Raw genomic sequence first — 26121 nt, 5'->3', positions numbered from 1 at the left:
TCGACTGCCACGGCGTTCCCGGCCGCAGAGAAAATTCCGGTTTGAAACGACGCAAAGGGACAGCGCTCTCGTGCCCTTTGCGTTTACAGCGATCTTCTACCGAGGCTTAGATGCCCAGGCAGAGGTATTTGATTTCCAGGTAATCTTCGATGCCGTACTTGGAGCCTTCACGGCCCAGGCCCGAGGCCTTGATGCCGCCGAACGGCGCGACTTCGTTGGAGATCAGCCCGGTGTTGACGCCGACCATGCCGTATTCCAGGGCTTCAGCCACACGGAACACACGGCCCAGGTCGCGAGCGTAGAAGTACGAAGCCAGACCGAACTCGGTGTCGTTCGACATTGCGATCACGTCGGCTTCGTCTTTGAAGCGGAACAGCGGCGCCAGCGGACCGAAGGTTTCTTCCTTGGCCACCGCCGCGTCTTTCGGCACGTTGGTCAGGATGGTCGGCTCGAAGAAGTTGCCTTCCATCGGCTTGCCACCGGCCAGAACGGTTGCACCTTTGCTCACGGCGTCAGCAATGTGCTCTTGCACCTTGGCCACGGCTTTCTCGTCGATCAGCGGGCCGGTGGTGGTGCCTTCTTCCAGACCGTTGCCGATCTTCAGCTTGGCGACTGCCACTTTCAGCTTCTCGGCGAACGCGTCGTAGACCGAATCCTGAATGTACAGACGGTTGGCGCAGACGCAGGTCTGGCCGTTGTTGCGGTACTTGGAAATGATCGCGCCTTCGACGGCCTTATCCAGGTCCGCGTCGTCGAACACGATGAATGGCGCGTTGCCGCCCAGTTCCAGGGAGACTTTCTTGATGTCCTTGGCGCATTCCGACATCAGCTGACGACCGATTTCGGTCGAGCCGGTGAAGGACAGTTTGCGCACGATCGGGTTGCTGGTCAGCTCGCTGCCGATATCGCCGGCGCTGCCGGAGACCACGCTGAACACACCTTTAGGGATGCCGGCGCGCTGGGCCAGTTCGGCCAGAGCGAATGCGGAGAACGGCGTTTGCGAAGCCGGCTTGAGCACCATGGTGCAACCGGCGGCCAGCGCAGGACCTGCCTTACGAGTGATCATCGCCGCCGGGAAGTTCCACGGGGTGATGGCAGCGGTCACGCCGATCGGTTGTTTGATCACGATCAGGCGCTTGTCCGGCTGGTGGCCCGGAATCACGTCGCCGTAAATGCGCTTGGCTTCTTCGGCGAACCACTCGATGAACGAAGCGGCGTAAACGATTTCGCCCTTGGCTTCGGCCAGTGGTTTGCCTTGTTCGAGGGTCATCAGGCGAGCGAGGTCATCCTGGTTCTCGATCATCAGTTCGAACCAGCGACGCAGTTTGCCTGCACGCTCCTTGGCGGTCAGTGCACGCCAGGCCGGAAGCGCCTTGTCGGCGGCTTCGATGGCGCGGCGGGTTTCGGCAGCGCCCATCTTCGGCACGGTGCCCAGAATCTCGCCAGTGGCCGGGTTGTTGACCTTGATCGTCTGACCGTTGTCCGCGTCGACCCATGCGCCATCGATGAAGGCTTGCTGGCGGAACAACTGGGTGTCTTTAAGCTGCATGTCGGCTTTCCTTAACAGCACCGCGCAAGGCGCGGAGCAAAATTATGATTGTAGAAAGGCGCCTCGCAAGGCTGCCGTCAGGGAAATCATTTACCGGGCTGGCACAAAAATAGCGCACGACTCAAAACGCGTGCGGCTCAGCACCTGGATAAGGAGCGTTTGAAATCTCAAACGAATCCTAGGTTCAAAGGGGTTGGAGGACAATAGGGCGTTCGAAAAAAAGAACAAAAACGCCGCAATTGCTGAACATTTCAGATCAACGTACCCACAGCCCCGATCGCAGGGAAACCATAGAACAGCCTCCCCAAAGCGCCAAGCGAGCCTTTTGCAGGACGTTACAGCTTTATGGAATGCAGAGTTTTCCAACCGACACTTGCACTGACAATCCACGCCAAAACCCGGCATGGACGCCCCGAGCCGACCTAGGTATGATGTCGCCCGCTGCACCAGTAGCTCAGCTGGATAGAGTACTGCCCTCCGAAGGCAGGGGTCGTGGGTTCGAATCCCGCCTGGTGCGCCATGAACAAAACGAAAAAGCCCCGGACTGCAAGGTCCGGGGCTTTTTTGTGCCTGCTGGCTGGCGACTCACTCCGTCGTCCAGTCAAACTCGTCGTATTCATCATCGTCTTCATCGTCCTCGATCAAGTCATCATCGAGAACGTCTTCCTCCAGATCCTCTTCGGCCTGCTTGGCCAGAAGAAACTCCTTGCGACTCTCCGTCACTGCCCGCCGCAGTTCCTCACCCTTCACCGGGCAGTTGAGCATTTGGGCGATGCGGTCGATTTTTTGGGCCACGGCATCCTCCAGCGCATCGGCAATGACCCGATAGTGCGCGTTTTTGCGGGTCAATGCCAAATGGCGGATGGCTGATACGGTCAGTTCTTGCGGATTTTTTCCAGCCGCAGGTCGAGATTCACGTTCGGGTAGCGCTTGTGCAAGTTGTTGAACAGGGTGTCAGCCGCTTGCGACTGGCCGGACTCGCGCAGGCGCAGGACCTCGCGCAGTTGCGCGTCGAGACCGTTGACCGGGGCGGCGGCGCGCTTGCTGACCTTGGCTTCCTCCGCCGTGTCGGCGCTGATCGATTCGCTCTGCATCGGTGCAGCCATTTCCGCCATCGGCGCGGGTGCAGGCGCGGAAAGCCCGCCAGCGGGGGCCGACAACGATCGGGCCTCCTGGCGGGCCACGGGCGCGGCCGGTTTCGCGGCGGGGGCGAAATCGTATTGAGCGGCGGGCTCCGGCGCGCGCTGCACCAGCGACAGCATCAGCGCGATGCCGACCAGGCTGGCGAAAACCACCTGGTAGCGCGGTGTCTGGCAGGCCTTGAGCCAGCGTTGCCAGAGACTCTGCCGTGGCGCCGGGGTTTCACGGCGGGCGGCGTTGAGGATCAGCGCGTCGAGATGCGCCGGCGGTTCGGCGTTGTGCTGTTCGCGCACGTGCTTGAGCACTTGCTCTTCGGGTGTCGGGCGGGCGTCCGTCATGTCAGTACCTCCTCGGCCAGCAGCCGACGCAGTTTTTGCTGGGCGTAGCGCAAGCGGCTCTTGACGGTTTCCAGCGGTGTTTCGGTGAGGCTGGCGATTTGCGCCAGGTCGAGGTCGCCATGGGCGCGCAGCAGGAACACTTCGCGCTGGTCGGCGGGCAAGGATTGCAGGGCGCTCTCCAGGCGCTGGCTGTCGCGGCTGAGGTTGAGCAATTGTTCGGGATCGGAGGCGTCGTCGCTGACGGCGTGGAATTGCTCGTCATAGCTGTCATGCAGCGGTTGCCGGGCGCCGTGTTTGCGCCAGTGGTCGATCAGGCGATTGCGGGCAATCTGGAACAACCATGTACGAAAGGTCGCCCGGCCTTGTGGCTGACTGGCGCTGCGGATCAGGCTCAGCCAGGTCTCCTGGAACACCTCGTCGGCCAGTTCAGGTTTGCCGCTCAAACCGAGCAGAAACCGGTAAAGACTCTGCCGATGACGGGCGTACAGGATCTCGAACGCCCTGCCGTCACCCTCGCGATAACGGGCCAGCAGCGATTCGTCGCTGCTGGCCTCAAGGCTGTCGGCGGAGGTAAACAGCTGGGTGATGAAGCCTTTGAGGCGGCTCACTATTCAATCCGTCGCTCGGTGGAGATTGCGTTGGAGGCCGTGGACGTACGCAAGCTCTGCGCCAGCTCCACCAACTGCACGAACTCGCTGCGCAGGCCGAAGCGGTCATCGCCACGGGCACCGCGGGCCAGGGCTTCGGTGTCCTTGAGGCTGAAATCGCCGGTGTAGCGACCGTCCTTGAGTTGCTGGGAAAACGCGGCGACGGCGGCGGCGAAACGCAGATCCTCACTGGCCGGCGCCACCTGACTGGCAATCGGCCGCTCGATCAGCAGACTTTTCCCACCCTCAGGCTTTTGATATCGCACGCGTAGCATGGCCAATTCTCCTTTCTTCTCGGAAACCACTGCATCGGTTTTTCCGTAACGCAGCGGTTCCAGCCAGCCCTTCCCGCCTGTCGGGACAATTTCATACAACGCCGTCACCGTATGGCCTGCACCGATTTCACCGGCATCGACCTTGTCATTACTGAAATCCTCACGCTTCAACGCGCGGTTTTCGTAGCCGAGCAGCCGGTATTCGCTGACCTGCGCCGGGTTGAACTCGACCTGCAACTTGACGTTTTTCGCCACCACGGCGAGGGTCGAACCGAGTTGATCCACCAGCACCTTGCGCGCTTCGCGCAAGTTGTCGATGTAGGCGTAGTTGCCGTCACCGGCATCGGCCAGTTGTTCCATCAGGTGTTCATTGTAGTTATCCACACCAAAACCCAAGGTGGTCAGGGAAATCCCGGTCTTGCGTTTATCCACAGCCATTTGTTTCAGGCTGTCGAAGTCGCTGATGCCGACGTTGAAGTCGCCGTCGGTGGCCAACAGGATGCGGTTGATGCCGTTGGGGATGAACGCTTGCTGCGCCATCTGGTAAGCCAGTTCGATGCCTGAAGCGCCAGCGGTTGAGCCGCCGGCGGTCAATTGCTCGATGGCTGTGCGAATTTTCGCTTTTTCCCGTCCGGAAGTCGGCTCCAGCACCACTCTGGATTCGCCGGCATACACCACCAGCGAAACCCGATCCTGCTCGCGCAATTGATCGACCAGCAACTTCAGGGTGCTTTTGACCCGCGGCAAGCCTTCGGGGCGGTCCATCGAGCCGGACACATCCACCAGAAATACCAGATTGGCCGGGGCCAGTTCCGCCACCGCGCGATCGGAGGCCTTGATGCCGATGCGCAGCAAGCGGGTGTGCGGGTTCCACGGTGAAGCGGCCAGTTCGGTGGTCACGCCAAAGGGCGAGCCATCGCTCGGCAGCGCGTAGTCGTAGGGAAAGTAATTGACCATCTCCTCCAGCCGCACCGCGCCTTCCGGCGGCAGTCGACCCTGATTGAGCAGTCGCCGAACATTGGCGTAGGCGCCGGTGTCGACGTCGGCACTGAAGGTCGAGACCGGGGTTTCGGCGACGCTGTGGATCGGGTTGTCGGCCAGCTTGGCGTACTGCTCGCGTTGTTCGTCACGATAGCCTTGTGGATAACTTTCACTGGCCGGCATCGGTGCAAAACTGGCGATCGGCGCTGCCCGTACACTGCGTTTGGCCATCGCGCTGTCGGCCATCACCGCTTCAGGCTGCACGGAGGATTTCAGTTCGGTCTGCGCCGGCGGCGCGACGGTGGTTTCCGGGCTGGAGGAAACGCCGCAACCGGCAACCACCAGCAACACACTGGCAGCAAGGGGGCGCAGAAACGTGGAAGGGAGGGACATGGGGGCTGACCTCGGGGAAGAATTGATCCATTCATCCCCTGAGACGGGCAGCCCTTTGCGTTCGGGTTAAACCTCGCCGAAATTTTTTTCAGCGGTGATAGCGCCGCACCGCACTGCTGTTGCGCAGCACGTGGCCTTTGATTTTTTCCATCAACTGGGCGCGGGTCAGGCCGGCAGGCAAGGCGTCCGGGGCCAGATCCAGGGCATAGATCTGGATGATGTAATGGTGCGCGCTGTCGCCCACCGGCGGGCACGGGCCGATGTAGCTGGTGGTGCCTTTGCTGTTGGTGCCACCGACGCCTTCAAGTGCCGATTTCGCTCCAACGCCGGCGGGAATCTGCCGGGTTGTGGCCTTGATGCCGTAGTGAACCCAGTGATCGACGCCTGCGCCTTTCTGGCCGTCCGGATCGTGCATGACGATGGCGTAGCTCAGGGTTCCGGCCGGGCCGGCATTCCAGCTCAGGGCCGGCGACTGGTTCTTGCCGCCGCAACCGGCTGCATCGCTGGCCGCCGCCGAGGTGAACAGGCGGTTATCCGACACGCCGGGAATGCTGAGGGTGAAACGCTCCTGGGCCTGCGCCGGAAACTGCACGCAAAGGGCGACGGCAACGGCCGCCAGCCAAGGGTTGAGAGAGGTCAATCGGGTCATTCCGGGAGCACCTTGTGCAGTTGGGCCTTCGTCGGCCTGCAAACTATAGCCGTACCGTTCGTGCCGTGGCAGTGGGAAATGGCTGAACCTCGCAATGCAGCCCAAACTCGTAAGAGAAATGCCTGTGAGGAGCACGACCATGACCCTGCACCGTGTCGCCCGTTTCGCCGATGTGCCTGAAGACCGTGGGCTGGAGGTGCAGATCGGCGACTGCAAGATCGTCCTGCTGCGCGCCGCCGGCCAGTTGCGCGCCTTTCAGGGGCAATGCCCGCACGCCGGCGCGCCGCTGGCGGAAGGTGCGTTGTGCCACGGCCGGCTGATCTGCCCGTGGCACAAGGCAGCTTTTCGTGCCGAAGATGGCGCGTTGTGCGAGCCACCGGCGCTGGACAGCCTCAAGCGTTATCCGCTGGAACTGCGCGGCGACGAGGTGTGGGTCGATGACCAACCACTGCCGGATCCGCACACCCCGCCGCAGGACGATCCGCGCACCTTTGTCATCGTCGGCGCCGGTGCCGGGGGAACGGCCTGCGCCGCCGCCCTGCGGGAAAAAGGCTTCGGCGGGCGAATCGTGCTGATCGACCGCGAGCCGGACGCCGGCTACGACCGCACAGTGCTGAGCAAATTCGTGCTGTCCGGGGAAATGCCGCCGCCGGAAACCCCGCCCCTGCGCGAAGACGATTTTTACCGCGAACAGCACATCAACCGGGTTTCAGGCGAGGTCACCGGGCTCGATGCCGATACCAAAACCCTTCACCTGAGCGATGGCCGCACACTGCATTACAGCGCGGCGGTGCTGGCCACCGGCGCGACGCCCAACGCATTGGAGTTACCCGGGGCCGACCTGCCCCAGGTGTTTGTCCTGCGCTCAAGAACCCAGGCGCAATCCATCATGGACGCCGCCCAACCGGGCCAGCGCGCGGTGATCATTGGTGACAGCTTCATTGCCCTTGAATGTGCTTCAGCCTTGCGCCAACACGGTCTCGAGGTGACGGTGCTGGCCCGTCACGCGATTCCCTTCGCGGCGCAATTCGGTGAAGCCGTCGGCAAGGCGATCCGGGCACTGCACGAAGAAAACGGCGTGAAATTCATCACCGATCACGAAGCCAGGGAGATCACCGGAGATGGCAAGGTCGAGGCGGTGTTGCTCGACAATGGCCTGCGCCTGTCGGCGGATCTGGTGTTGGCGGGAATTAGCGTACATCCAGCCACCGAAGCGTTCGGCGACTTGCCGCGCGAGGACGATCAATCACTGTTGGTCGATGCCAGCCTGCGCGTCACCGACAACCTGTGGGCGATTGGCGATATCGCCACCTTCCCGCTGAACGGCAAACCACAACGCATCGAACACTGGCGCCTGGCCCAGCAGCACGCGCGAATCGCCGCCGCCAACCTGCTCGGTGGCGACGAGCATTATCTCGACGTGCCGTATTTCTGGACCTGGCATTTCGGCCGCAACTACGACTATCTCGGTCACGCCGAGCAGTGGGACGCAGTGGAATTCATCGGCGAACCCGAACAGCCGCCATTTATCGGGCTGTTCGGGAGCAAGGGCGTGGTGGTGGCGGCGGTGGCCTGCGAAGAGGAGCGAGCGATGGCGCTGCTGGCCGAACGCATGAAACGACCGCTGCCGATGGATGAAGCCTGGCGGCTGATTCGCGCCGTCAGGTGATCCGGTTCAGCGGCTCGCGGTTGTCGTCGTCCTCGGCGTGCAGAAATATCACCCGAGGATGCTCGAGTGGCGCCAGCGGTGGCGGGAGCTCCTGCGGCTGAACCGGCCACAGATGCGGCACCACATGACTGACGTCGCCGTCCTGATCGTTGTGGATGGTCATCACGCCCGGCCCGCGCAGTTTCTGAAAGCGCTCGTCGCACAGCTTGAAGCTGCGGCTCAGCCCCTCATCGTCGACCACCGGGGACGGCAAGCGGCGCTGGGCGAAACTTCGGCTCTTGCGTTGCTGATAGCGCGCCCAGCCGATCAGGATCACCGCGTTGACTAAAGCCACCCACAGGTAAATCTGCAAGGTGCCGAGGGCTTCGAATGCCGAGTTGTCGATGCGTGGCCCGCCTTCGTGGGTCTCGATCAGCGGCCATAAACCGCGCGCCAGCAGATACAGCAGGCCGATCCAGGCCAGCACGGTGAAGAACGCATCGACCACCACCAGAAACGGCCGTTGGCGGGTCCGGATGATTTTCATTTGATAACCTCCTCTTCATCGTTCCCGAGCGGCTTGATACCCCGGTCGGGACTGACCCAGCGCGCACGCTTCTGGTGTTGGCCGAACAAGACTTTGGGGAAACTGACCAGCGTGGTCAGCAGGCTGACGAACCAGAACGCGATCGGATACCAGACCACCCAGAACATGGTCTTGCCCAGGCCCGGTTCGTAGCGCCGGTCAATGATGATGCTGACCGCGAACTGCACCAGACAGACAAACGCCAGCAGCAGACCGGTGAACGCCGGCGGCATCAGGTGATCGACCGCAATCGCTTCAGGCATGACCACAAACTTGCCGACGGCCCAGAAAATCACCGACAACAGGAAGGTGAACGCCCAACCGGTCGACAGGCAGTATTCGAACAGCAGCGGCCACAGGTAACGATGGCGGTACTGCCAGATTCCGCGAATGTTCTTGAACAGCACTTCGGCGCCGCCCTGGGCCCAGCGCAGACGCTGCTTCCACAGACCACGCAGGGTTTCCGGCATCAGGATCCAGCACAGGGCACGGGGCTCGTAAAAGATGCTCCAGTGGTCCAGTTGCAGCTTCCAGCTGATGTCGATGTCTTCGGTGATCATGTCCGGGCTCCAGTAGCCAACCCGGTTCAGCGCCGTGCGGCGGAACGCGACGATCACACCGGACACGGTGAAGATCCGCCCGAACACCCGCTGAGTGCGCTTGATCAGCCCGATGATCGACGAGAACTCACCGACCTGAACCCGCCCGACCAATGTCGAACGCGTGCGGATCCGTGGGTTGCCGGTCACCGCGCCCAGTCGTGCGTTGTCGAGCATCGGCGCCACCAGATAAGCAGCAGTGTTCGGCGCCAGCAGCGCGTCACCGTCGATGCACACCAGATATTCACTGCGCGCAGCGATGGCGCCCATGCGCAGGGCCACGGCCTTGCCCTGGTTTTCCGCCAGGTGCAGCACCCGCAGCCGTGGATCTTCCTTGGCCAGTGCATCCAGCACTTCGGCGGTGTTGTCCTTGGAGCCGTCGTTGATCGCGATGACTTCGATGTTCGGGTAGTGCTGCGCCAGCGCCGCGTGGATGGTGTCGGCGGCGTTGTCGCCCTCGTTGTAGCAAGGGATCAGGATCGAAATCAGCGGTTCGCCTTCCAGCGGTGGCGGCAGGGTGTCGTCCTTCCACGGCCAGTGCCGCTCCCAGTGCAGCCAGAAATACAGGCCACCGGAAATCCACAACCCGGACATGAACAGCGGGTAGAAGAACACGAAGTCCATCAGGAATTGCCCGGTGACCAGGAAGATCAGCCCCAGCGGGACGCCGAGGACGATCGCCAGAACAAGCAGGGCCAGCAGTCTATCCAGCATGTCATGGGTTCCATTTGTTGGAGAGCGCAGGCCGCACGGTTTTCAGGTCCGGCAGGTTCTCGAGAAAGTTGTCCGGGTAGTAGCCGAAACTGGTGGCGCCCTGACGCTTGAGGCGGCTCATCCAGTCGGCCAGTTGCGCGCCGTCGATGTCGGTCTGGTCCTTTTTCGTCCAGTCCCGGGCCTGCAATTCGAACACCGTGCGATTCAGCGCACCGGGGCGCTGTTTGATCTTCGCCACCAGCGCTTCGAGCCACGGGCCGGACTGCGCATACGTCTGTTTTTCCATGAGCGGCATGGCCATCGGCGCCGTCCAGTCGTAAGTCCCGAGGAAGTCATCGAGGTTCTGCGCGAACCACGCTTCGCTGTGCGGATTGAGCACTGGCTCGGCGAAGATGTTGCGCGCGGTGAGCACTTGCGGGCCACGAATCGCGCGCACCTTGGCGGTCAGCTCATTGGTGAAGTCGATCAGGTAGCGGCTCTTGAAGCGCGTCCAGCGCTGCATGGCTTCCGGATCGTCACGCAGGGCGGCGATCGAGTCCGGCAAACCGTTCGCGGCATAAGCCTTCAGCGCCTGCGGGCCGGCGTCTTCGAAGTCCGAAAGCACCGCGTCGTCGTGGTAGAGAATGCCGTCGACCGAGGTCAGGCGTGCCACGTCTTCGTAGATCTCACCGATGATCCGCCGCACTTCGGGATCGAACGGCGACAAGCGTTTGTATTGATCCGGGTCGACCGCGGTCGTGCCGGTCTTCGGATCCCAGCGCGTCACCCGTGGCAGCTTCGAATCCAGTTCGAAACTCAGCACCGGCATCCACGCAAAGACCTTCACGTGAGCCCGGGTACGCAGTTGCCAGGCGACGCGGTCGAACAGGTCGGCGCGCATCGGCAGATGACGGTTGGGGAAGTACAACGAATGCACCAGCCCATCGCCCTTCGGATCGGCGAAGGCTTGCAGGAACACCGTGTTGGCGCCCATGTCAGCCATGCGCTGGATCAGTTTGCCGAGGTTGATTTCCTGCTGCGCCGGGTCCGGGTCGTAGACGTTGTCCAGATCGACGTGGACCACGCGCATGGTGAAATCCGATTGCACGCCGACCACGCTGTTGGCGAAGTGCTCGCCGTCAGGGTCAGAGGCGACCAGGAAACGCGGCCCGCTCATCAGGTTGTCGAGGGCATCGAGGCCGTCATCGAGGGTCAGGGCCATTTCATAGCCCTCTTCGCTGACCACGGTCAGCGACGTGCCGTCCGCCGTGCCGTAAGGCCAGACCCAGACGCGCGGTTTCTTACCGGTGTTCTTGCGGATCTTCTCCGAGATCGCCTGCACGTCGGCGCGGATCCGCGCCTGGAAATCGGCCTCGGATTCGTAGCGTTTGCTCACCGGATCGTAGCGGCGGGTCGCGGCCGCCGGCTGCAGGTTGCCTTGCGGGTTGGCGAGAATGCCTTTGTGATTGGCATCGGTGTGAGCGGCGATTTCCACCAGACCCGATTGCGAGATTTCCCGCACCTGAGCCCAGGTCAGGAAGTCGGAGCGCGCACGCGGTGTACCGGCGAAATCCACCGGCTGGTTCAGCGGCGTGTCGATCCAGGTGCCGACCGGCGCCAGCAGCGCATGCCAGTTGTAGGCGCGCAACACCGGCAACACGCGGGTGTAGAAGCTTGAGTAACCGTCGTCGAAGCTGAGCAGGATCGCCTTGGGCGGCAGTTCCGGCCCGCCTTTGCGCGCGGCCATGATCTGGTCGACCGTCACCGGTTTGTAGTTGTTTTCCCGCAGCCAGGCGAGTTGCTCAAGCAGGCGCTCGGTGCGCACCGCCACCACCGCCTGATCGGGGTCACGATCTTCGACGTCATGGTAGGCAATGCCCAGCACGTGGTTTTTCGGCCAGGGCTTTTCATTGGCTGCCAGCGGTCGCTCGGACGGCGGCACGAAGGCCGGGGCTTGCTGGGCGCAGGCGCTGACCAGCAGCACTCCCAGCAGAAGGAAGAAACGCGAAATCAAAGGCATCTTCAAACTCTTCTAGAAGCGGAAAGTGAGGTCGACGAGCAGACGCAGATCGGTTTCCCGGTCACCGTCGTAGGGCCGGTTGATCACGCTGAACAAACCGCCCACCTCGAACACGTCGTTCCAGGCGTAGCGCTGGCCGTAACCGAGCAATGCCATGCCGCCGGTGCCGTGATCACGCTGGCTGTAAGTGCCCGCTCCGGCCTGGAACTGCTGGCTCCAGACGGTTTCGTAGCGGTGGTACAGCACGTGATTGACGTTGAGCAGCGGCATGACGCTGAAGTCCGACTTCGGGTTGAAGTACGGCACGTCATCGGACTTGGAGTTGTGGCTGGTGCCCACTTCCAGGCCCGCATCGACTTGCAGGTTCGGCGCGCTGTAGACGCCCTCTTTTCCGGTCAGCAAGGCTTCGACACGGTTGTTGCCGTCGCTGAAGTGCGACGGGCTGACCGCCAGCCGCCACTCGCGGCTCTCGTTGGCGCGCCAGCGGATGAAACCGCTGCCGCCGTTGGCCTTGATGTCGCTGTTCAATGCCCGCAGCGGGGTTTCGGCCGAGAGGTATTCGAGGCTGCCGCCGTATTGCCAGTGATCGTCGATGTCGCGGGCAATCGCCAGGCGCGCACCCTGCTTGTCGCCGAAACCATAGGAATGGTTCGACACTTCGGCTTCGAGGGTCATGTCGCGGGTGCGACGCTCCAGACCGACACGCTGGAAGCGATGGTGGCCGGTGCCTTCGGCAAAATCGCCGGTGGCGTAACCGGCCCCGGCGAACACTCGCCAGTCTTCATCGATTGGCGGGCTGTAGAGGGTGGTCTGGATGCCGAAATCCCGGCTGCCGGTGACCGCGCCGGCATCGCCACCGCTGCCACCGTTGGCCTTGCCGCCATAGGCCTCGACGCGCAGCTCGGACATGTCGTGCACTTCACGTTCACGGGCCAGACGCTGGACCTGACGGTTGTCGGGAAAACGCGCCACCACGTCATCGGTCAGCGCATCCATCTGCCGCCATTCCTGCAAGTCCATGGCGGTGCGGGCCTGCGCGACTTCCAGGCCCATGTCGCGCGGCGCGATGCTCTCGGTTTCCTTGAGCTGGTTTTCCGCGCGGCGCGGCCAATTGCGAGCCAGGTACAGGTCGGCCTGGGCCAGGCGCAGGCCGATGTTGCCCGGCGCCTGGTCCACCAGGGTCTGCAAGCGCTCTTCGCCGTGAGGCAGGTCGGAACCGTAGGTGCCGGCCTGTGCCGCCAGTTGCTGGGCGTCCATCCATTCATCGTTGGGGTTGCCGATCGGCAAGCCCTTGAGTTCGACACGCGGCTTCTGCGCCTTGGCCTGATCCTCAGCGACCTTGCGCGCCTCTTCGGCGCGGTCGCTTTCCAGCAGCGCGTAATACAGCGCCGTGGTGTCTTCGAGTCGGTCGCCGACATCGGCGTCCGGCGCCGCCAGCACCTGACGGTAGAGATCGGTGGCGATTTCCGGCTGGCGCTGATCCAGATAGGACGCTGCCACCCAGCGCAGGGCGTAGGTCGGGATCTTCACGCCTTCGGCTTGCAGCTTCTGGTATTCGCTGATGACTTCGGCGGTGCGCGCCCGGGCCTTGAGTGCGCCCATGCGGTCGATGCGCCAGCGGGTCACGTCATCGTGGGCGCTGGCGTCCGGGGTCCAGGTGGCGAGCAACTGGTCGTAGTCGGCCAGGGCGCGGTCGGCGATCACGTAGCGTTCTTTTTCGCTGCGGGTGGCCAGTTCGGCCAGGCGCACGCGTTCGGCGGCCAGATCACCTTCCAGTCGACGCAAGGTAACGGGATCGATCAACCCCGGACGCTGCCTGGCAAGCCGCAGCGCCGGTTCCGGCAGACGCGCCTTTTGCAGGGCGACCACGTATTCGCGGGCGACCTCCGGTTTGTTGCCGGCGCGCATGAAGGCCTGGTCGTATTCGAACAGCGCGTCGTACGGCTTGCCGGCGCGATTCAGGGCGTAGCCCAGCGCCAGTCGGCGGGAGGGATCATCGGGTTTGGCGGCGACCAGCGAACGGGCGCGGATCACCCCTTCGTCGGGCTTGCCGGAGTCGGCCTGGGTCAGCGCCAGACCGAGTTGCAGGTCGGCGTTGTCCGGCTCCAGCGTCAGGGCCTTGTTGTAGACCTGGATCGCCTGATCCCAGCGCTTGAGGTTGCGATAGGCCCGGGCGGTGGCGGTCAGTGCCTGGATCGGCAGCACGCGGCCACGACCCTGGGTCTCGTAGACCTGCACCACTTCGGCGTCGAGCCCGGCCCAACTGGCGATTTGCAGGTGATCGCTGACCTGGCCGGTGGTGGCCTGGGCCGGCGGCACCTGACGCAAAACGGTCAGCGCGGGCGTGTAATGCCCGGCCCGGGCGTCGAGCACCATTTGATCGTAGGCCGTATCGGCGAACGCGAACGCCGGCCAGAGCAACTGGCTGCACAGCGCGACTCGAAACAAAGGGCGTAAACCACGATGTAATACAGGACCATCAATACGCGGCATTCGTCAGCATCCTTACATGGCCAGCCGGGTAGCAGTGCCCCCCCTTGCCCAATTCGTAACGGAGGCCAGGTAGATCACCTGGCCAAGCTATCCAAGCAGTCTTGCACGCAAGCGTAGATCAATATTCAGAACACAATAATTGTTCAGATTCGTGACGATGACTGGCCCCGGCTAACCGTTGACCCGGATGCCAGACAGCAAAACGCCCGGCGTCTGCGGGTGCAGAGGCCGGGCGTTTCGGTGAAGCGCGGGGCGTTTACTGAGGCTGTTCGATACTGCCGAACTTGCTCATCAGGAAGCCCACGAACTGCTCGACGGTCATCTTCTGGCCGTTGAATTCAACCTGATTGGCGGCGTAATGCAGCTTGGTGACAACGTTGGTGCCATCCAGGGTCGCCAACTGCGAACCAACGGCCATGCCGGCGAACATGTCAGCGCCAGCGCTGGCCTGGTCGACGATGGCCTTGGCATCGGTCTGGCCATCGATTTGCGCCTGCACGCTGAGCAGGTCGACCAGCATCGGCTTGGACACCAACACATTGATGTCCAGCAGCGCGATCAACTGTTTGCCCAGTTGATCCGGTGGCAGGTCCATCGACGCAGGCTTGGTCAGATCAAGCACCAGATTCGCCCGGCTTTCGCCGTTGGCGGTTTTCAGCGACAGGTCTTCCAGCGCCAGTTGCGGCCCGGCCGCCAGCAGTTTCTGCAGGTCGGCCTTGACCTGAGTCGACTCGGCCTCGGTCAGGTTCAGCTCCGGTGCCGGCAGGCCGGCGGCGGTGGCTTCGGCAGCGGCTTTTTCGTATGGCTGCAGCTTGGTCTGGTAGATCTGCATCAGCGACATTGCCGACGGGATGTCGAGGTTTTTCAGGCTCATGGCCAGGTTGGCCGAACCGATCTTCTTGTCGTTGAGGGTCACTTCAGCGACCTTGTAGTCGGCACGGCCGGAGGCGTTGCTGCCGTTCTCTTCGGTACGGTTCTTCATTTCGAAGTTCTTCACGCCCAGCACCGACTGCTTGGCGCCGAAGGTAGTCTTGCTGCTGGTCAGCTCCAGGGTGTTCTCGCCGGTGTAGTAGCCGTAGGTGCTCTTGGCGAGATTGCTGGCCAGGGTCAGGCCATTGAGTTCGATCTGCACCGGCGTCTGGTCTTCGGCGACCGTGGTCAGGCGCAGGCTGTCCATGTAGCCGTCGGCCTTGACTTTCTGGGCCTGGGCGCTGGCGGAAATATCCATGTTCAAGCCGGAAAACTTCAGGTTCGACTTGTCATCCAGCGCAGCTTCCAGTGGCAGCAGTTCGAGGTTGCCGGTGGTGGACTGGTCGTAGCCGATATTGACCACACCTTTGAGCGGCGCCGCGCCCTTGGTGGCGGCAAACCATTTTTCGGTGATCGGGGTCTTTTCCAGCTCAAAGTGACTGGTGGCCATGACCGGCAGCCATTTCAGCGAAACCAGACGCGAGAACGGCAGCGGGCCATGTTCGATGCGGTCGACGAACAGCAGCTCGACCGGCGCTTCGCCGAACATTTCACCCTCGCCCTTGAGGCGATAGTGCGCGGTGCTGCTGAAGGTGTTGCGCTCCAGCGACACCAGTTCCAGCGACGCACTGCCGTTGGAGCCGGCCATGGCGGTCTGCAACTCGCTGTTGGCATTGGCGACGGCATTGTTCAACACGCCTTCGATTTTGGTGCCGGTGTACCAGGCCCCGCCTACGCTGATGGCGCCAATGGCCACAACAATTCCGAGAAGCACGCCTGCTGATTTATTCATGAATGACCTGATCGATTTCCGTGGCTGAAAGTGTGGTCGTCTTCCCTGAACCCGTGACCGGGCCGTGGCGCGACTCCGCTGAATTTAGCGGTGGAGATTAGCACCGGGCGCGCCTGGCAGCCCAATGTTTAAAGGTTAAAGAGTGTCGACAAGACATGGACAAACAAAAAGATCGCCGGGTTCGGCGATCTTTTCGGGCTCAGGAGTATTGAACCTCGATCTCGTCCAGCTGATGGTCGAAGCTTTTCAGCCTCGCGGTCCAGGTGTACACCAGCACTTCGAAATCCCGGTCGATCACCGCTCCGCCCGGCCCGTCGCTGCGCGGGTCGCAGAAATCCAGTTGATAACGCTCGCGGGCCATGGCCGTGGCGACGTCCGACAGTTCGCGGGCGTTGTTGAGCCAGTGCCAGCCGTCGCCGGCGACTTGCCGGTCGAGGGCCAGACATTGTTTTTTCAGGGCTTCGAGGCTTTTTTCCAGCGGCGTGCCGGTGAGCTCGCCCATGACTTCGGCGAAGGTACGCCCCGGCTGCCAGTAGCCGCCCCAGAAGTAGCGGTCGAATACGGTTTCGACTTTGCGCAGCGCGACCTTGGTGTCCCAGATCAGCAGCAGCGTCTTGCTTTGCTCAAGCTGGCGTTTTTTGAGTCGCTGGGTCTGTACCAGCGCCGACGCCACGACCACGATCGCCATGACCGCGATCAGCGCCACGGTGCTGTCGAGAAAGACCATTGCCTTGTCGATCTGGTGGGCCAGCATGATGCCGTAGAAATAGGTGGCCGACAGCAGCACCAAGGCTACCAGGGCGCACCAGAAGCCAAGAGCGTAAGGGTTTTTCATTATTGGTTTCCCCTAGACCTGCGCTAGCGATGTGCACTGAAAAGGCGCCTGGTTCGGGGCGCCCTTTCAATACCTCAAAGCATAGCAACGGCCTCAGGGTTTGCTGGCGCTCGAGGCTTGCGTTCGTCCGCTTTCCCAACCGCCGCCCAGGGCGAGGAACAAATCGATCTGGCTCATGGCAACCTGGGTGTTGGCGGCGGCCAGTTGCGCGGTGACGTCGGTGTAGGTGCGGGTGGCCTGGAGATCGGCGAGGAACGACTCGCGGCCGGCCTGGAAAAAGCGGTGCGTCTGGTCCGCCGCCAGTTTTGCCGACTGTTCGGCATCGGCCAGTGCATCGCGGCGTTGCAGCAGCGCGGAGTACTGGGACAGGCCGGTCTGGGTTTCGCGGATGGCGTTGAGCACCACGCCGTCGAAATGCGCCAGCGCGCCTTGGGTGGTGGCTTCGGCTTCACGGATGCGGGCCCGGGCGCCGTTGGTCGGCACGCTCCAGCTCAGCGACGGGCCGAAGCCCCAGCGATTGGTGGACGGTTTGCCCAGGTTGTCGAGAATGCCGACGGTGCCGATTGTCGCGCCGAAACTGATGTCCGGGTACAGCTCGCCGGTGGCGATACCGATCCCGGCGGTCGCGGCCGCCAGACGCCGCTCGGCCTGGCGGATGTCCGGCCGGCGCTTGAGCAGCGCGGCGCCATCGCCCACCGGCACCAGTTGAGCGATTTTCGGCAGTTCGGCGCAGGTCGCGGTGCCGGCCGGCAGTTGATCGACAGGCTTGGCCAGCAGCATCGACAGACGGAACAACCCGGCCTGCCGCGCCGCCTCATAGCGCGGCATGTCGGCGCGCAGGGATTTGAACTGGGTCTGCGAACGGGTGACCTGGGTTTCATCGCCGCGCCCGGCGTCGCGCAGACGCTGGATCAGCGTGGTGCTCTGGGATTGCAGATCGAGGGAATGCTGGGCGATTTCCCGCTCCTCGTTCGCCGCGCAGACCTGGGTGTAGGCCCGCACCACGTCGGCGACCAGGGTGATACGTGCGGTGTCGGCAGCGGCCTGGGTTGCGTCGGCATTGGCCTTCGCCGCTTCTATCCCGCGTTGCAGCGTGCCCCACAGGTCGAACTGATAGGACGCGCTGATGCCGATATCGCCGATGTTGGCCACCGGCACTTTCTCCGGCAGCAGGAACGCCTCGCCGGATTCCTGCAAGCGTTGCGCGCCCATTTTCACGCCGCCGCTCCAGCCACCGGCCGCCTCGGCTTCATCGACCTGGGCACGGGCCCGCGACAGGTTCGCCGCCGCCACCCTCAGATCGGTGTTGGATGCCATGGCCTGCTGCACCAGTTGATCCAGACGCGGATCCTGATACAGCCGCCACCAGTCCGCCGGCACCGGGGCCGACACCACCGGTTTGCCGGCCACCGCCAGGTCGCCCTGGAAATCCTTGCGCTGGATCGCCGCGTCTTCGGGCACGTGGTAGTCCGGCCCGACCATCGAGCAGGCCGACAGCATCACGCCCAGCCCGGCGACCATCAGGGCCCTGTTCATTGCGCGGGCTCCTGCGGTTGATCGTCGATGATCGACACGGTGGCGGTACGCCCGGCGATCATGCGGAAGTCATCCGGCACGTCGTCGAAGGCAATGCGCACCGGAATCCGTTGCGCCAGACGCACCCAGCTGAACGCCGGGTTGACGTTGGGCAGCAGGTTGCTGCCGCTCGAACGGTCGCGGTCTTCGATACCGGCGACGATGCTTTCGACATGCCCGCGCAGGCGGGCGCGGTCGCCGATCACGCGGATATCCACCGACTGCCCGACATGGATGCCGTCGAGTTTGGTCTCTTCGAAATAGCCGTCGATGTGGAACGAATTGCTGTCGACCACCGACAACACCGGACGCCCGGCAGTAACGAATTCCTGCGAGCGCGGTGCACGGTCGTTGACGTAGCCGTCCACCGGACTGCGGATCACCGAGCGGTCGAGATTGAGCTGAGCGCTGTCCACCGTCACCAGCGCTTCGGCCAGGGCCGATTGCGCGCGGGCCACTTTCGACAGGCTTTCTTCCAGCTGTTCGGCTGGCACCAGATTGCCCAGACCACGGTTACGCTTGGCTTCACGCTGCGCCTGAGCCAGGGTTTCTTCGCGATCAGCAACCGCCGCCCTGGCCTGGCGCAACGCCAGTTTGAAACGGTCCTGGTCGATGCTGAACAGCACCTGGCCGCGCTTCACCAACTGGTTGTCCTTCACTTCGACCTGCTGGATCAGCCCGGACACGTCCGGGGCGATCTGCACGATGTCGGCGCGAATGTGGCCGTCGCGGGTCCAGGGCGCGAACATGTAATACATCACCATGCGCCAGACCACGACGACGGCGAAAGTCACGATCAGCAGCGTCAGGACGACGCGACCGAGGGTCAGAAACGGTTTTTTCATGTCATCAGGTATCGACTGAGTGAATCCACGCCGTACAGCATCACGGCGTAGAGAGCCACGTTGAACAATGCCCGGTGCCAGACCAGACGGTAGAAATGCAGGCGTGTGAGCACGCCGTGTACCAACACAAACAGCACATAAGTGATGCCCATCAACACCAACAGGGTCGGCAGGAAAATGCCGCTGATATCCAGATCACCGATCATAGGGGCGCTCCTTCGGGCAGCGGTTCTTCGGGCTCTGCGTTGGAAACGAATTCCACGCCGGGCAACAGCGCCAGGCGCAAACCGCTCAAGGCGTGCAACAGGTTGAGCCGGGTTTCTTCATCGCCGTGGCCGTTGAGCGCGCGGCGGGTGCGATCCATGGTCATCAGCAAGGCGCTTGGCGCTGGCAGGCGTTCGCCGGCCTTGAGACAGGCCCGGAAATACTCGCCGACCTCTGCCACCACTTGCTTGAGCAGCGCGTTCGGCGCGCCCGTCACTCGCGGTGTGTAGGCGAGCAGGTCGAGCAGGTTCAGCCCCACGCGCACTTCGCGCATGGCGATGCCAGTGTCCTGGCCGGTCAGCGCCAGACGCGGCAGGTGCTGCATCAGGCGGTCGAGCAGTTGCACGCCCAGTTGCCGGTGCTCGGCGAGGTTGGCCGGTTCGGTCATGCTGACGATGTCTTTCCAGCTGAAACGGGTCAGGCGTTTGGCCGCCAGTTCGGCGCCGAACGGCCGGGCGATCAGGGTCCAGATAAACGCGAACAACAACCCAATCGGGCCCGCCAGGTTGGAATTGACGAAGGCAAAGAAGTCCGCGTCGTAAGCACCGGAAATGCTGATGAACGACGAGGTGTTGACCAGCGTCAGCAGCATGCCGAGGTAGAAGCGTGGCTGCACCGTCAGGGTGCCGACACAGATGAACGGCACCGCGAATGCCAGCACCAGCATCGGGAAATCGTGCAGGTTCGGCAGCACCAGAAACAGGTACAGACTGGCAAACAGCACCGACATTCCGGTCCAGAAAAAGAACCGGTAAATCTGCGGCGCCGGGTCGTCCATCGAGGCGAAGAAGCTGCACGACACCGCCGCCAGAATCACCGCGCTGCCGCCGTCGGTCCAGCCCAGCAGGATCCACAACACCGAGGCAACGATGATCGCCAGAATGGTTGAGGCCACCGAATACAGCATCAGCCCGCGGTCGATGAATGGCGTCAGGCGACCGAGGCGCCAGTGGCGATAGACCGCGCGCCAGCTGTCCTGGCGCTCGCACAGGATCGCGTCCTGCAGGCTGCGGCAGTCCTGCCACAGATCGATGAATTCGCCGAGGCGATACAGCGCGTTGGAAAACAGCAACTGCTTGCGATCTTCGAGGGTTTCGGCGCTCGGTTGCAGCGCTTCGAGCTGATCCCGCAGCGCTTGCCAGCGTTCCAGATCGGCGTCTTTGTGGCCGAGCCATTCGCGGGTCGCGGTGAGCAGTGGTGCGAACTTTTCCACCAGCTCGGGCGTGCGCCGTTCGAGGGCGTACAGCGAATCTTCGAGGGCATCGATCACCGGCAGCAGGTGGATCATCCGCCCGCGCAATTCCTTGGTGTTGCGTACGGTTTGCGGCCGCGCACCTTCGTGCGGCAACTGGCCGATCATCAATTCCAGGCTGTTGAAACTGCCGACCATCGCCATGCGCAGGGCGGTGACTTCTTCAGGCTGGACGTCGCGGCTGAGGAATTTCAGGCTGTAAGTCGTGGCGTCGGCGAACCATTTGCCCACGGCATCGTTGAACACCGGTGCCAGGCGTCGTGGCCAGAACATCGCGCCGACCACCGCCGCCACGGCGATGCCGAGAAAGATCTCTTCAGTCCGCGACTCGGCCACGTCCCACACCGCCAACGGGTTATCCACCACCGGCAGGGCGATCAACGGCAAGGTGTAGCCGGCCAGCATCAGCGCGTAGTTGTTGGCGGTGCGCAGGTGCAGGGACAGGAACAGCAAAATCCCCGTCCACAGGGCGATGACCACCACCAGCACGTATGGGCTCTGCACGAACATCGGCACGAACAACACCGCCGCCGCCGCACCGAGAAACGTGCCGATCGCGCGATACAGCGCCTTGGAACTGGTCGGGCCGAGGAACGGGCTGGAAACGATGTACACCGTGGCCATCGCCCAGTACGGACGGGGCATCTGCATGAGCAAGGCGATGTACAGCGCGGTCATCGAAGCCGCAAACGTGCGGATCCCGTAGAACCAGTCCCGCGCCGGGGGCATGCCGGAAAAGAACCCGTTCACGGATTGATCACCGTTGGCGGAGTGGCCGCCTCAAAAGCTCTCAGTACTCGAAGCGTAGCCTCCAGATCGCGCTGGTCGATGCCTTCGAGCACTTCATGACGCAGACGTACCAGTTGCGCCTCCACCGCTTGCACCAGCTCACGGCCGGCGTCGGTCAGGCTCAGGCATTTGGCGCGACGGTCCTGGGCATCTTCGGTGCGGCAGACAAACCCGGCGTGACACAACTGATCGAGCAGGCGCACCAGCGACGGCGACTCCATCCCCGCCGCCTGTGCCACCTGCACCTGGCGCACACCCTCGCCCAACCGCCCGATCATCAACAACGGGACGGCGCAGGCTTCGGAAATTCCATAGTTGACCAGCGTGGTCTGGCAGATCTTCCGCCAATGCCTGGCGGCCACCACCATGGCACTGCTGATGTTCATCTGGAGAGCGTCGAGGTTATTCGGCACGAGGGAATGCACACACTGTTAGTTTGCTAACTATCAATATCGCATTGGAGGGGAAATTCAGTCAAGTTTTGAAACAAATCTCCTCGAAGGTTTTTTACAGTTGATCCAGCTCGATGGGTTTTCCAATTTCATTGCGTCGCGAGTGAATGATCAACGCCAAATACTGATCGTCCAGCCGTTCAATAACCGCCTCATACAATGATGCGGAAAGCAGGACAGCTAAAACTTGACTGTGCTTTTGTAAAACGACTGGCTCATATTTGACGTCCTTGATTACCGCATCAAAATTTTCTTTAAAAGCCTCGACACTGATCATTTTTACCGGGGGGAATCTTTGCATTTTTCAGCTTCCAGTCTTCTTTGAAATCGGAAGCTACCCCAGATAGAGAGGGCGATTGAGGATATCCTGTGACGAAATTTTACGCTGACTAAGCGCCCCGCCCCTTCCTCAACATCACATCCAACTGATCCACCACCTCCGCCCAATCCGCATCATCGAGAATCTCGTCCCGCAGGAAATCCGCCTGGCTCTTGCTCCAGAAAAACGCGTCGCACAAGTGCAGTTCGGGTTTGAGCGGGGAATGGGTGGCGATGAACTGGTCGATGCTGACCGGGTCGTTGTCCAGGCCGAGTTGCTTGAACAGGGATGGGAGGCTGTGCGTCGGGTTTTCCATGTCGGAACTCCTGCGAGATTTATAGGGTGTGAAAGATTTTTCGCGAGCAAGCCCGCTCCACAGGTTTAGCGCAGAACCTGTGGGAGCGGGCTTGCTCGCGATTGGCGTCGACACAGACGCTGAAAAGCTATTGACTCAACTCCCGCACCTGCGCATGCGGCACCATTTTCAGGAATTCGGGCATGCTCATGTGCAGCAGGTTGTTGTGGTTGCCGGCTTCCAGGTAGATGTCTTTCTGCCGGGTCAGCAGCGGGTCGATGACCATGTCCAGGCCATAGGAATCGCCCAGTGGCGGTACGGCGCCGCGTTCGCAGTCGTCGAAAATGTGCGCCAGATTGCTTTCGCGGGTGATTTGCCATTCGCCGCTGCTGCGCACCTTGCTCAAGTCCAGGTGACGGCTGGCGGGCAGCACCGCCATCAGGTAGTGCCCGTGACGGTCGTCCAGGATCACCGATTTGGCCACCCGTTCTGCGGCAATCCCGGAGACCCGCGCCGTTTCCAGGCTGCTGGACGAGTGCGGGTGGGTGACGATGTCATATTCGCATTGCGCCCGGTTGAGGCTGCTCTGCACTTTCTTGGCCATACGCATGATGCACCTCGGTGCCCGCCGACGCTGCGCGGCGGACGGTAATGAAACGCTGTGGCTGTCCTTCAAAGTCTAGTCCCGTCGACCGCGCACACAGGGAAATCCGCCCACTGGCGGGGCGGGGAGAATTGATCAAAATTCATCCAGCCACAGCCTCAACTAGACTGTAAGAACAACCCCTGACTCTCGCGGAGGGTCACGTGAACATCCGTTGCTGTGCGCTTGCCCTGTTGCTGCTGAGTGGATCGGTGGTTGCGGCAGACACCCCGTTTACCGCTGTCAGCCCGGTCGGTCTGTGGCTGATCACCCTGGGCATCACGTTTCTGATCGCCGAAGCCGCGCTGCCCAACTACGGGGTGATCGGCCTCGGCGGCATCGTCATGTTTGTGATCGGCGCGCTGATCCTGAGCAACGCCGAACTGCCGGTACCGATGATGATCGGCCTCGGCCTGGTCAGCGCCCTGTTGCTGATCGCGCTGCTGGTCCGCGCCCTGAAAACCCGACCGCGCCAACCGGTCAGCGGCGATGCCGGCCTGCTCGGCAGTGTCACGGCGGTGACGGTGGTGCAACCGGAAGACAGCCGCAACGGCTGGGTGCAGTTACAAGGAGAACGCTGGCAGGTGCTGAGCGCCACGCCGCTGCACACCGGGCAACCGGTGCGGGTGGTCGGACGCAAGGGCCTGTTGCTGCAAGTGGCCGCGACTGACGCGGCACCGCTCGGAGAGTGATCATGGGCCTGCAAATCGGTTTTGTCGCGCTGCTGCTGTTGCTGATCGCCCTGGCCGGCTCGACGTTCCGCATCCTGCGCGAATACGAACGCGGCGTGGTGTTCCAGCTCGGACGCTTCTGGCAGGTCAAGGGACCGGGGCTGATCCTGCTGATTCCGGTGGTGCAGCAAATGGTCCGGGTCGATCTGCGCACCATCGTCCTCGACGTGCCGCCGCAGGACGTGATCACCCGCGACAACGTGTCGGTGAAGGTCAACGCGGTGCTGTACTTCCGCGTGCTTGACCCACAGAAAGCGATCATCCAGGTCGAAGACTTCCTCATGGCCACCAGCCAACTGGCCCAGACCACCCTGCGGGCGGTCCTCGGCAAACATGAGCTGGACGAACTGCTGGCCGAACGCGAACGCCTGAACATCGACATCCAGCAAGTGCTCGACGCCCAGACCGACGCCTGGGGCATCAAGGTCGCCAACGTCGAAATCAAGCACGTCGACCTCAACGAGTCGATGGTGCGCGCCATCGCCAAACAGGCCGAAGCCGAGCGCGAACGGCGCGCCAAGGTGATCCACGCCGAAGGCGAATTGCAGGCCTCGGAAAAACTCATGCAGGCCGCCGAAATGCTCGGTCGCCAGCCCGGCGCCATGCAACTGCGCTACATGCAGACCTTGAGTTCGATTGCCGGCGACAAGAGCTCCACCATCGTGTTTCCGTTGCCGATTGAACTGCTCAAAGGCATGGCAGATTTGTCAGGTAAATCCTGAGGCAAAAGCTCGCAGTCGGCAGCGGTGTCTATGAGGGGCGGTTTTAGTCGAGTGGTGGCTGGGGGATGAACAGGCGTGCCTTGGCGCCGCCGGCATGGATTTCGGCGCCGGGCTGCCAGGTGGCGGGTAAGGGTGAGAATTCTTCCGCAGCGTCGAACGTCCCGACCAGCCAGACCCGTCCATGCCCCGGCAGTTGCGCGAGGCTGTCCAGATAGACCTCGCGGCTCACCAGTGTGCCGAAGCCGTACTCATTCGGTTGTGTCGAACGGCCGTCCGCTGTCGGCGGAGTAAAGAGGCGCACCTGCGCACCGCTGCGGTCGTAATAGACGTAGCTCAAGTACCAGAGCATGTCGCTGGTGACGATACGATCGCCCGGCAGGAAATGCTGATTGACGTAATTCACCACGCGGTCGAACTGATCATCGCTGTCGACGTTGGCGTTGTTGTTCACGCCGAGCAGTTCCACGCCGATCAGTGAGACCAACACCGCCAAAGCGAGCAACCGTGCGTGGCTGTACAAACGGTCAATGGCTAACGCCGCCAGCATCGGCAACCCCAGGGCGTACGCCGTCAAATAGCGCTCGACGAAGACCGGCGTGATGAATGACACCGCAAATACCAGCAGCAGCGGCAGTCCGGTGTACAGCGCCAACAGCATACTGCCGCGCGACACGCTGCGATCGCGCATCACCGCGACAGCCGCCAGTGCCAGCAATGCCAGGGGCAACGCTGCGAACGTCAGCAGCGGTAACGTATCGCCATCGTCCTGAATCAACCACGACCAGATCATCGACGGCAGCGAACTCAAGGTGACGGCCGGCTCCCAGCCGACATCGCCGCCGGCCCTGAGCTGTTCCATGTGCTGCATCAAGTCGAGCAGATTGGGCAGCCAGGGCAGGTACAGCACGACGATGGCCAGGTTCGCCAGCCACCAGTTCCAGCGCTGGATATGGCGGAATCGATAACCGCGCTGTACGCGGATCGCGATCAGGTAGAGCCAGTGACACAAAACCGCGAGAACGGCGAAGTAGTGGGTGTAGAAGGCCGCGCTCATCAACAACGCGTAAATCACCAGATAGCGGTTTCGCTGGGGGCGCCTGATCCAGTAAACCAGCGCCAGGCTCGCGGCGAGCAACAGCCCTCCGAGCAACGCGTACATGCGCACTTCCTGGCTGTAGCGCACCGCTGTCGGCAGCAGCGCCAGCAACAGACCGGCGATGAAGGCTGCCCGGCGTGTGGCCAGGCGATCCACCAGCCAGACGCCCAACCCGACCGCCGCGATGCCGGCCAGCGCACTCAGGCAGCGGATCGCGAAGATGCCGTCACCGAACAGCTCGATCCAGCCATGCAGCAGTATGAAGTACAGCGGCGGATGCACATCGAAGGCCGCGTGCTTCCAGATTTCGCTCAACGGATAGCGCGCCAACAGCAGACTGGACCCTTCATCGCCCCAGATCGCCGCCGCCGTCAGGTCATAAAAACGCACGAACGCCGCCAGCGCGAGGATCGGCCACAGCCAATGATGTTTTACCCAGCGCACCCAGCGCAGGCTGCCGAACCAGGAGCCGGGTGCGGCAAAGGGATCTTGCGTGTCGCCCATTGGCGTGACTCTGTTAACCGCCATTG

24 protein-coding genes and 1 tRNA gene are annotated in these 26121 nt (G+C 62.5%); 4 read left to right on the top strand and 21 right to left on the bottom strand.

Annotated features, from left to right (window positions below; genetic code table 11):
* Positions 1 to 106: 106 nt before the first annotated feature.
* Complete coding sequence (gabD, locus tag ACEN93_RS17795) at positions 107 to 1549, bottom strand: NADP-dependent succinate-semialdehyde dehydrogenase (protein WP_011331898.1); 1443 nt, start codon at positions 1547 to 1549, stop codon at positions 107 to 109.
* 443 nt (positions 1550 to 1992) lie between these two features.
* Between gabD and ACEN93_RS17790 the strand changes: the two genes are divergently transcribed.
* Positions 1993 to 2069, top strand: a tRNA-Arg gene (locus ACEN93_RS17790).
* A 65-nt stretch (positions 2070 to 2134) separates the two neighbouring features.
* On the opposite strand, the gene ACEN93_RS17785 is transcribed toward ACEN93_RS17790, so the two are convergent.
* From ACEN93_RS17785 to ACEN93_RS17765, 5 genes are all read right to left on the bottom strand, one after another.
* Positions 2135 to 2404 (bottom strand): hypothetical protein, encoded by a 270-nt coding sequence (locus tag ACEN93_RS17785; protein ID WP_219736870.1) that lies wholly within the window; start codon positions 2402 to 2404, stop codon positions 2135 to 2137.
* Between the two features lie 20 nt (positions 2405 to 2424).
* Positions 2425 to 3027, bottom strand: coding sequence for a hypothetical protein (locus ACEN93_RS17780; RefSeq protein WP_495610323.1), 603 nt, complete (start codon positions 3025 to 3027; stop codon positions 2425 to 2427).
* On the bottom strand, positions 3024 to 3605 hold the full coding sequence (locus tag ACEN93_RS17775) for an RNA polymerase sigma factor (protein ID WP_371855319.1): 582 nt from the start codon (positions 3603 to 3605) through the stop codon (positions 3024 to 3026). Before ACEN93_RS17775 ends, ACEN93_RS17780 begins: the two co-directional genes overlap by 4 nt.
* Before the next feature lie 29 nt (positions 3606 to 3634).
* The gene (locus ACEN93_RS17770) at positions 3635 to 5323 is read right to left on the bottom strand and encodes a vWA domain-containing protein (protein WP_495610322.1); all 1689 of its coding nucleotides are present in this window, start codon (positions 5321 to 5323) and stop codon (positions 3635 to 3637) included.
* A gap of 88 nt (positions 5324 to 5411) precedes the next feature.
* Positions 5412 to 5972, bottom strand: coding sequence for a YbhB/YbcL family Raf kinase inhibitor-like protein (locus tag ACEN93_RS17765; RefSeq protein WP_074689365.1), 561 nt, complete (start codon positions 5970 to 5972; stop codon positions 5412 to 5414).
* A 139-nt stretch (positions 5973 to 6111) separates the two neighbouring features.
* Between ACEN93_RS17765 and ACEN93_RS17760 the strand changes: the two genes are divergently transcribed.
* Complete coding sequence (locus tag ACEN93_RS17760; RefSeq protein ID WP_074689363.1) at positions 6112 to 7641, top strand: FAD-dependent oxidoreductase; 1530 nt, start codon at positions 6112 to 6114, stop codon at positions 7639 to 7641.
* On the opposite strand, the gene pgaD is transcribed toward ACEN93_RS17760, so the two are convergent.
* The 14 genes from pgaD to ACEN93_RS17690 all read right to left on the bottom strand — a co-directional run bounded on the left by pgaD (position 7634) and on the right by ACEN93_RS17690 (position 23009).
* Positions 7634 to 8167 (bottom strand): poly-beta-1,6-N-acetyl-D-glucosamine biosynthesis protein PgaD, encoded by a 534-nt coding sequence (gene pgaD, locus ACEN93_RS17755; protein WP_074689361.1) that lies wholly within the window; start codon positions 8165 to 8167, stop codon positions 7634 to 7636. The genes ACEN93_RS17760 and pgaD overlap by 8 nt on opposite strands.
* Positions 8164 to 9519 (bottom strand): poly-beta-1,6-N-acetyl-D-glucosamine synthase, encoded by a 1356-nt coding sequence (pgaC, locus tag ACEN93_RS17750; protein ID WP_039772995.1) that lies wholly within the window; start codon positions 9517 to 9519, stop codon positions 8164 to 8166. Before pgaC ends, pgaD begins: the two co-directional genes overlap by 4 nt.
* 1 nt (position 9520) lies before the next feature.
* Positions 9521 to 11518, bottom strand: coding sequence for a poly-beta-1,6-N-acetyl-D-glucosamine N-deacetylase PgaB (gene pgaB, locus ACEN93_RS17745; protein WP_085667628.1), 1998 nt, complete (start codon positions 11516 to 11518; stop codon positions 9521 to 9523).
* Between the two features lie 12 nt (positions 11519 to 11530).
* Positions 11531 to 14011 (bottom strand): poly-beta-1,6 N-acetyl-D-glucosamine export porin PgaA, encoded by a 2481-nt coding sequence (pgaA, locus tag ACEN93_RS17740; protein WP_085667627.1) that lies wholly within the window; start codon positions 14009 to 14011, stop codon positions 11531 to 11533.
* A 256-nt stretch (positions 14012 to 14267) separates the two neighbouring features.
* Positions 14268 to 15773 (bottom strand): YdgA family protein, encoded by a 1506-nt coding sequence (locus ACEN93_RS17735; protein ID WP_039773001.1) that lies wholly within the window; start codon positions 15771 to 15773, stop codon positions 14268 to 14270.
* 199 nt (positions 15774 to 15972) lie between these two features.
* Positions 15973 to 16608: a hypothetical protein gene (locus tag ACEN93_RS17730; RefSeq protein WP_011331886.1), complete on the bottom strand. Its 636-nt coding sequence runs from the start codon at positions 16606 to 16608 to the stop codon at positions 15973 to 15975.
* 93 nt (positions 16609 to 16701) lie between these two features.
* Entirely contained in the window at positions 16702 to 18144 is a 1443-nt protein-coding gene (locus ACEN93_RS17725) for an efflux transporter outer membrane subunit (protein WP_074689355.1), read from the bottom strand.
* A complete protein-coding gene (locus ACEN93_RS17720) occupies positions 18141 to 19028 on the bottom strand; it encodes an efflux RND transporter periplasmic adaptor subunit (protein ID WP_074689353.1) in 888 nt (295 codons plus the stop codon). The genes ACEN93_RS17725 and ACEN93_RS17720 overlap by 4 nt, the downstream gene beginning before the upstream one ends.
* Positions 19025 to 19234 carry a DUF1656 domain-containing protein gene (locus ACEN93_RS17715; RefSeq protein WP_007957657.1) on the bottom strand — a complete coding sequence of 70 codons (210 nt, stop codon included), beginning with the start codon at positions 19232 to 19234 and terminating at the stop codon, positions 19025 to 19027. Before ACEN93_RS17715 ends, ACEN93_RS17720 begins: the two co-directional genes overlap by 4 nt.
* The gene (locus ACEN93_RS17710; RefSeq protein ID WP_495610321.1) at positions 19231 to 21294 is read right to left on the bottom strand and encodes an FUSC family protein; all 2064 of its coding nucleotides are present in this window, start codon (positions 21292 to 21294) and stop codon (positions 19231 to 19233) included. The genes ACEN93_RS17715 and ACEN93_RS17710 overlap by 4 nt, the downstream gene beginning before the upstream one ends.
* The gene (locus ACEN93_RS17705) at positions 21291 to 21719 is read right to left on the bottom strand and encodes a MarR family winged helix-turn-helix transcriptional regulator (protein WP_039773010.1); all 429 of its coding nucleotides are present in this window, start codon (positions 21717 to 21719) and stop codon (positions 21291 to 21293) included. Before ACEN93_RS17705 ends, ACEN93_RS17710 begins: the two co-directional genes overlap by 4 nt.
* A gap of 121 nt (positions 21720 to 21840) precedes the next feature.
* Positions 21841 to 22086, bottom strand: coding sequence for a type II toxin-antitoxin system Phd/YefM family antitoxin (locus ACEN93_RS17700; protein ID WP_081353107.1), 246 nt, complete (start codon positions 22084 to 22086; stop codon positions 21841 to 21843).
* Positions 22087 to 22174: 88 nt separating this feature from the next.
* Positions 22175 to 22420, bottom strand: a complete 246-nt coding sequence (locus tag ACEN93_RS17695) for a DUF2789 domain-containing protein (protein ID WP_074689349.1) — start codon at positions 22418 to 22420, stop codon at positions 22175 to 22177.
* A gap of 127 nt (positions 22421 to 22547) precedes the next feature.
* A complete protein-coding gene (locus ACEN93_RS17690) occupies positions 22548 to 23009 on the bottom strand; it encodes an aminoacyl-tRNA deacylase (protein WP_007957669.1) in 462 nt (153 codons plus the stop codon).
* A gap of 197 nt (positions 23010 to 23206) precedes the next feature.
* Here ACEN93_RS17690 and ACEN93_RS17685 point away from each other — a divergent pair, with 197 nt between their 5' ends.
* A complete protein-coding gene (locus tag ACEN93_RS17685) occupies positions 23207 to 23734 on the top strand; it encodes an NfeD family protein (protein WP_495610320.1) in 528 nt (175 codons plus the stop codon).
* A 2-nt stretch (positions 23735 to 23736) separates the two neighbouring features.
* On the top strand, positions 23737 to 24495 hold the full coding sequence (locus ACEN93_RS17680) for a slipin family protein (protein WP_039773021.1): 759 nt from the start codon (positions 23737 to 23739) through the stop codon (positions 24493 to 24495).
* Between the two features lie 43 nt (positions 24496 to 24538).
* Here ACEN93_RS17680 and ACEN93_RS17675 read toward each other — a convergent pair whose 3' ends face one another.
* Positions 24539 to 26119 carry a glycosyltransferase family 39 protein gene (locus ACEN93_RS17675; protein ID WP_163973803.1) on the bottom strand — a complete coding sequence of 527 codons (1581 nt, stop codon included), beginning with the start codon at positions 26117 to 26119 and terminating at the stop codon, positions 24539 to 24541.
* Between the last annotated feature and the right edge of the window lie 2 nt (positions 26120 to 26121).

This window comes from Pseudomonas sp. Pseusp21 (assembly GCF_059492145.1).
This window is presented reverse-complemented; position numbering and strand designations above follow the sequence as displayed.

Coding starts and splice junctions, on each gene's coding strand:
- gabD (WP_011331898.1), bottom strand. CDS start 1,549: ATGCAGCTTAAAGACACCCAGTTGTTCCGCCAGCAAGCCTTCATCGAT.
- ACEN93_RS17780 (WP_495610323.1), bottom strand. CDS start 3,027: ATGACGGACGCCCGCCCGACACCCGAAGAGCAAGTGCTCAAGCACGTG.
- ACEN93_RS17770 (WP_495610322.1), bottom strand. CDS start 5,323: ATGTCCCTCCCTTCCACGTTTCTGCGCCCCCTTGCTGCCAGTGTGTTG.
- ACEN93_RS17765 (WP_074689365.1), bottom strand. CDS start 5,972: ATGACCCGATTGACCTCTCTCAACCCTTGGCTGGCGGCCGTTGCCGTC.
- ACEN93_RS17760 (WP_074689363.1), top strand. CDS start 6,112: ATGACCCTGCACCGTGTCGCCCGTTTCGCCGATGTGCCTGAAGACCGT.
- pgaD (WP_074689361.1), bottom strand. CDS start 8,167: ATGAAAATCATCCGGACCCGCCAACGGCCGTTTCTGGTGGTGGTCGAT.
- pgaC (WP_039772995.1), bottom strand. CDS start 9,519: ATGCTGGATAGACTGCTGGCCCTGCTTGTTCTGGCGATCGTCCTCGGC.
- pgaB (WP_085667628.1), bottom strand. CDS start 11,518: ATGCCTTTGATTTCGCGTTTCTTCCTTCTGCTGGGAGTGCTGCTGGTC.
- pgaA (WP_085667627.1), bottom strand. CDS start 14,011: ATGCCGCGTATTGATGGTCCTGTATTACATCGTGGTTTACGCCCTTTG.
- ACEN93_RS17735 (WP_039773001.1), bottom strand. CDS start 15,773: ATGAATAAATCAGCAGGCGTGCTTCTCGGAATTGTTGTGGCCATTGGC.
- ACEN93_RS17730 (WP_011331886.1), bottom strand. CDS start 16,608: ATGAAAAACCCTTACGCTCTTGGCTTCTGGTGCGCCCTGGTAGCCTTG.
- ACEN93_RS17725 (WP_074689355.1), bottom strand. CDS start 18,144: ATGAACAGGGCCCTGATGGTCGCCGGGCTGGGCGTGATGCTGTCGGCC.
- ACEN93_RS17720 (WP_074689353.1), bottom strand. CDS start 19,028: ATGAAAAAACCGTTTCTGACCCTCGGTCGCGTCGTCCTGACGCTGCTG.
- ACEN93_RS17715 (WP_007957657.1), bottom strand. CDS start 19,234: ATGATCGGTGATCTGGATATCAGCGGCATTTTCCTGCCGACCCTGTTG.
- ACEN93_RS17705 (WP_039773010.1), bottom strand. CDS start 21,719: ATGAACATCAGCAGTGCCATGGTGGTGGCCGCCAGGCATTGGCGGAAG.
- ACEN93_RS17700 (WP_081353107.1), bottom strand. CDS start 22,086: ATGCAAAGATTCCCCCCGGTAAAAATGATCAGTGTCGAGGCTTTTAAA.
- ACEN93_RS17695 (WP_074689349.1), bottom strand. CDS start 22,420: ATGGAAAACCCGACGCACAGCCTCCCATCCCTGTTCAAGCAACTCGGC.
- ACEN93_RS17690 (WP_007957669.1), bottom strand. CDS start 23,009: ATGCGTATGGCCAAGAAAGTGCAGAGCAGCCTCAACCGGGCGCAATGC.
- ACEN93_RS17680 (WP_039773021.1), top strand. CDS start 23,737: ATGGGCCTGCAAATCGGTTTTGTCGCGCTGCTGCTGTTGCTGATCGCC.
- ACEN93_RS17675 (WP_163973803.1), bottom strand. CDS start 26,119: ATGGCGGTTAACAGAGTCACGCCAATGGGCGACACGCAAGATCCCTTT.